Genomic DNA, 3561 nt, shown 5'->3' with positions numbered 1-3561 from the left:
TACGTGCGTTCCGTGAAGGGCAGGAACGGGCCCTGGTTCCGTGGCGCCGCGGCCCGCCGCCAGGGCCGGATCAGCTCGGGCGGCGTGCACAAGGACGTCAGCTTCCAGGACGCGGACCCCGGCGACTGGCCGGCGTCGACGCCGCCTACCGCCGTAAGTACGGCTCGTACACGGGCATCGTCGACCACGTCCTCACCGAGCAGTCCCGCCAGTCCACGATCCGCCTCGTACCGCGCTGACCGCGCTGACCGCGCAAGGAAGATTTCACGATGACAGAGCAACTCACCCCCGCCCAGCGGCTGCTCGGCGACTTCGCGCCGAAGATGGTCGAGCTCACCGACGAGGTGCTGTTCGGCGACGTATGGAAGCGCGAGGGCCTCTCCCCGCGCGACCGCAGCCTGATCACCGTCTCCGTGCTGGCGGCGACCTACCGCCCCGAGCAGCTGAACAGCCATCTGCGTCTGGCACTGCAGAACGGGCTGAGCCAGGAGGAACTCGTCGAGGCTCTTACCCACTTGGCCTTCTATGCCGGGTGGCCGAGCGGGATGGGCGCGCTCACCCAGCTCAAGGCCGTCGTCGAAAGTGACGTATGAGAGTCCTTCGCAGGAAGCCCTCGGCCAAGGCCCCTGCGGAACGGTTCACCGGTGACGTGTGGGTGGACACGATCACGGAGGCCGAGGAGCCCTCACGGCTGCGTGCGGCCGTGGTGCGGTTCGCGCCCTGCGCCCGTACCGCCTGGCACCGGCACGCGGTCGGGCAGACGCTGCATGTCACCGAGGGCGTCGGCCTGGTGCAGGCGCGCGGCGGTGAGCTCCTGGTGATGCGACCGGGCGACACCGTCCACACACCCCCGGGCGAGTGGCACTGGCACGGTGCCGCCCCCGACCACTTCATGACCCATCTCGCCCTGTCGGACAGCACGGGAGATCCCGGCGTGCCCGACGTCGAATGGGGCGAGCACGTGAGCGACGACGAGTACGAAGGAAACGGCCGTGAAGCGTAGAGACATCGTCATGGGGCTGACCGCGGCCGCCGCGGTACCGGCGGTCGGCCTGGCCACCGACGCGCAGGCTTCCGGTGCGGGCGGAGGCCGGGGTGGTTCCGGACCGCTGACGATCGAGGAGCAGGGCAGCTTCGCGGTCGGCGGCACCGTGATCACCACACCCGGGATCTTCGATCCCCGCCACCCGACCGACCCCGCCGGTCAGACGCTGCACGGCGACCACGCCCGCGTCTTCTTCCAGAAGCCGGTGCGCGCACGCAAGTTGCCCCTGGTGCTGTGGCACGGCTATAAGCAGTCCGGGGCCGGCTGGGGAACCACTCCGGACGGACGCGAGGGCTTCCAGACGATCTTCCTGCGCCGCCGGTTCGCCGTGTACACCCTCGACCAGCCGCGCCGCGGCAGCGCCGGGCAGACCACCGTGAGCACCGCCACCGACGCCACGACCTCCGACCAGTGGTTCTACAACCAGTTCCGGTTCGGCCTGTGGCCCGACACCTACCCCGGCGGACAGTTCCCGCAGGGTCCCGAAGCGCGCGAGCAGTTCTTCCGGTCGATGCTCCCCGACACCGGCCCGATCGACGGAGAGGTCCTGGCCAACGGGGTCTCGGCGCTCTTCGACGAGATCGGCCCGGGCATCCTCGTCACCCACTCGCACGCCGGCGGGTTCGGCTGGGACGCGACGATGAGGAACCGGAACATCAAGGCGGTGGTCGCACTGGAGCCGGGCAGCGGCTTCGTGTTCCCCGAGGGCGAGGTGCCGGACCCGATGCCGAGTTCCGCGGGCACCCTCGCGGGCGAGGCCGTACCGCTGAAGGAGTTCCGGCGGCTGACGGAGGTCCCGATCGTCGTCTACTACGGCGACAACATCCCCACCGAGCCGACCGACATCGCCGGCCGGGACAACTGGCGCGTCCGGCTCGCGATGGCCCGCCTCTTCGTCGACGCCGTCAACCGCCACGGCGGCGACGCCACCCTCGTCCACCTGCCGGAGATCGGCATCACCGGCAACTCCCACTTCCTCTTCTCGGACCTCAACAACGTCCGGATCGCCGACCAGATCTCCGACTTCCTCGCCAAGAAGGGCCTGGCCCGATGACCCCTGTCGCTCAGAACGACGGCGTGACCACCCAGAAGGTCAGCTTCCCGCACGGCACGCACCAGGTCGTGGGAAACCTCTTCCTGCCCCCGGGCTTCGACGAGAACAAGACGTACGCCGCCATCGTCGCCACCCACCCCTTCGGCGGCGTGAAGGAACAGACCTCCGGCCTGTACGCCGAGAAGCTCGCCGAACAGGGCTTCATCGCCCTGGCCTACGACGCCTCCCACTACGGCGAGAGCGGCGGCGAGCCGCGCCTGTACGAGGTCCCCGGCGACCGTGTCGAGGACATCCGCTGTGCCGTCGACCACCTGAGCAACCACCCCCAGGTGGACCCGGGCCGCATCGGCGCCCTGGGCATCTGCGCGGGCGGCGGCTACACGGTCAACGCGGCGCAGACCGAGGCACGGATCAAGGCCGTCGGCACCGTCAGCGCGTTCGACGTCGGCTCGGCCCGCCGGGAGGGCGTGCCGCGCGGGCTGTTCTCCGAGGAGTTCCGCGTGCAGCGGCTCAAGGAGATCGGCGAGCAGCGCACGAGGGAGGCGGCGGGCGAGCCCCCGCGCATGATCGCGTTCGTGCCCGCCTCCGAGGACGAGATCACCGCGGACACCCCCGAGTTGTACCGCGAGGGCTACGACTACTACTGCACCCCCCGCGGCCGGCACCCCAACTCACCGGGCACGTACGTCTTCACCAGCCTGGACAAGCAGATGGCGTTCGACGCGTTCGCCCACGTCGAGTCGATCTCGCCGCGGCCGCTGCTGATGATCGCCGGCTCCGAGGCGGACACGCTCTACTTCAGCCAGGAGGCCGTCGCCCGGGCCAAGGAGCCCAAGGAGGTGTTCGTCATCGACGGCGCCACCCACATCGACCTCTACGACAAGCCGGAGTTCGTCCCCCAGGTGGTCGCGAAGCTGACGGACTTCTACGCCAAGCACCTCTGATGGTGAGTCATGATGGGCCATCAGAGCCCTTCCATCAGGGAGTCGCGTGCCTCCACGGCTGTGACCTGGTGGCCCGGGCCAGGATCAGCGACGACGTCGCCGGCCTTCAACAACTCCTCAGCCCGCCGGCCGAACGCGGCGACACCTGCGAGACCGGCATACCGGTGGCTGTCGAGACCTCTCATGGATTGCTGGTGGCCGGCCTGCGAGCCACCAGGCGGCCCAACGCATCGGCGAAACCACCCCCACCGACCCCGTGGATCGGATCCACGTAGTACTCCGGGGTTGGTCCGTCCCATGGTGTAGCGGGCTACACCATGGGTCCGGGAGGGCGGTCCCTCGTGGCGGCGAGCGGGCGACGGGAGAGTAGTCGGCAGAGGTCGCAAGAGGCCGAACCGTCCCCCAGCCTGAAGGAAAGTCCCGTGAAGTCGCTGCTCGCCACCGTGAAGTCGGTCGTCGCCAACCTGCTGCTCTGGTCGTTCTTCGTGGGCGGCCTCGTCGCGAGCACCGCCTCCGGC

The 3561-nt window shown here is 69.6% G+C and carries 6 protein-coding genes; 5 read left to right on the top strand and 1 reads right to left on the bottom strand.

The window, feature by feature from the left end; genetic code table 11:
* Positions 1–3 precede the first annotated feature (3 nt).
* Genes IG08_RS58650 through IG08_RS0153020 form a run of 5 tightly spaced genes read left to right on the top strand, consistent with a single transcriptional unit; the run spans position 4 to position 3043 of the window.
* The gene (locus IG08_RS58650) at positions 4–273 is read left to right on the top strand and encodes a DUF2255 family protein (RefSeq protein WP_338060210.1); all 270 of its coding nucleotides are present in this window, start codon (positions 4–6) and stop codon (positions 271–273) included.
* On the top strand, positions 270–593 hold the full coding sequence (locus IG08_RS0153035; protein ID WP_030621977.1) for a carboxymuconolactone decarboxylase family protein: 324 nt from the start codon (positions 270–272) through the stop codon (positions 591–593). Before IG08_RS58650 ends, IG08_RS0153035 begins: the two co-directional genes overlap by 4 nt.
* The gene (locus IG08_RS0153030) at positions 590–1003 is read left to right on the top strand and encodes a (R)-mandelonitrile lyase (protein WP_030621976.1); all 414 of its coding nucleotides are present in this window, start codon (positions 590–592) and stop codon (positions 1001–1003) included. The genes IG08_RS0153035 and IG08_RS0153030 overlap by 4 nt, the downstream gene beginning before the upstream one ends.
* On the top strand, positions 993–2099 hold the full coding sequence (locus tag IG08_RS0153025; protein WP_199821151.1) for an alpha/beta hydrolase: 1107 nt from the start codon (positions 993–995) through the stop codon (positions 2097–2099). Before IG08_RS0153030 ends, IG08_RS0153025 begins: the two co-directional genes overlap by 11 nt.
* The gene (locus tag IG08_RS0153020; RefSeq protein WP_052425357.1) at positions 2096–3043 is read left to right on the top strand and encodes an alpha/beta hydrolase; all 948 of its coding nucleotides are present in this window, start codon (positions 2096–2098) and stop codon (positions 3041–3043) included. The genes IG08_RS0153025 and IG08_RS0153020 overlap by 4 nt, the downstream gene beginning before the upstream one ends.
* A 20-nt stretch (positions 3044–3063) precedes the next feature.
* On the opposite strand, the gene IG08_RS63355 is transcribed toward IG08_RS0153020, so the two are convergent.
* Positions 3064–3228, bottom strand: coding sequence for a hypothetical protein (locus IG08_RS63355; RefSeq protein ID WP_158812424.1), 165 nt, complete (start codon positions 3226–3228; stop codon positions 3064–3066).
* Between the last annotated feature and the right edge of the window lie 333 nt (positions 3229–3561).

Source organism: Streptomyces fulvoviolaceus (assembly GCF_000718165.1).
GTDB classification, from domain to species: Bacteria; Actinomycetota; Actinomycetes; order Streptomycetales; family Streptomycetaceae; genus Streptomyces; species Streptomyces fulvoviolaceus.
The sequence above is the reverse complement of the archived record's forward strand: the minus strand, read 5'-3'. Positions and strand labels throughout refer to the sequence as shown.

Coding starts and splice junctions, on each gene's coding strand:
- IG08_RS0153035 (WP_030621977.1), top strand. CDS start 270: ATGACAGAGCAACTCACCCCCGCCCAGCGGCTGCTCGGCGACTTCGCG.
- IG08_RS0153030 (WP_030621976.1), top strand. CDS start 590: ATGAGAGTCCTTCGCAGGAAGCCCTCGGCCAAGGCCCCTGCGGAACGG.
- IG08_RS0153020 (WP_052425357.1), top strand. CDS start 2,096: ATGACCCCTGTCGCTCAGAACGACGGCGTGACCACCCAGAAGGTCAGC.
- IG08_RS63355 (WP_158812424.1), bottom strand. CDS start 3,228: ATGAGAGGTCTCGACAGCCACCGGTATGCCGGTCTCGCAGGTGTCGCC.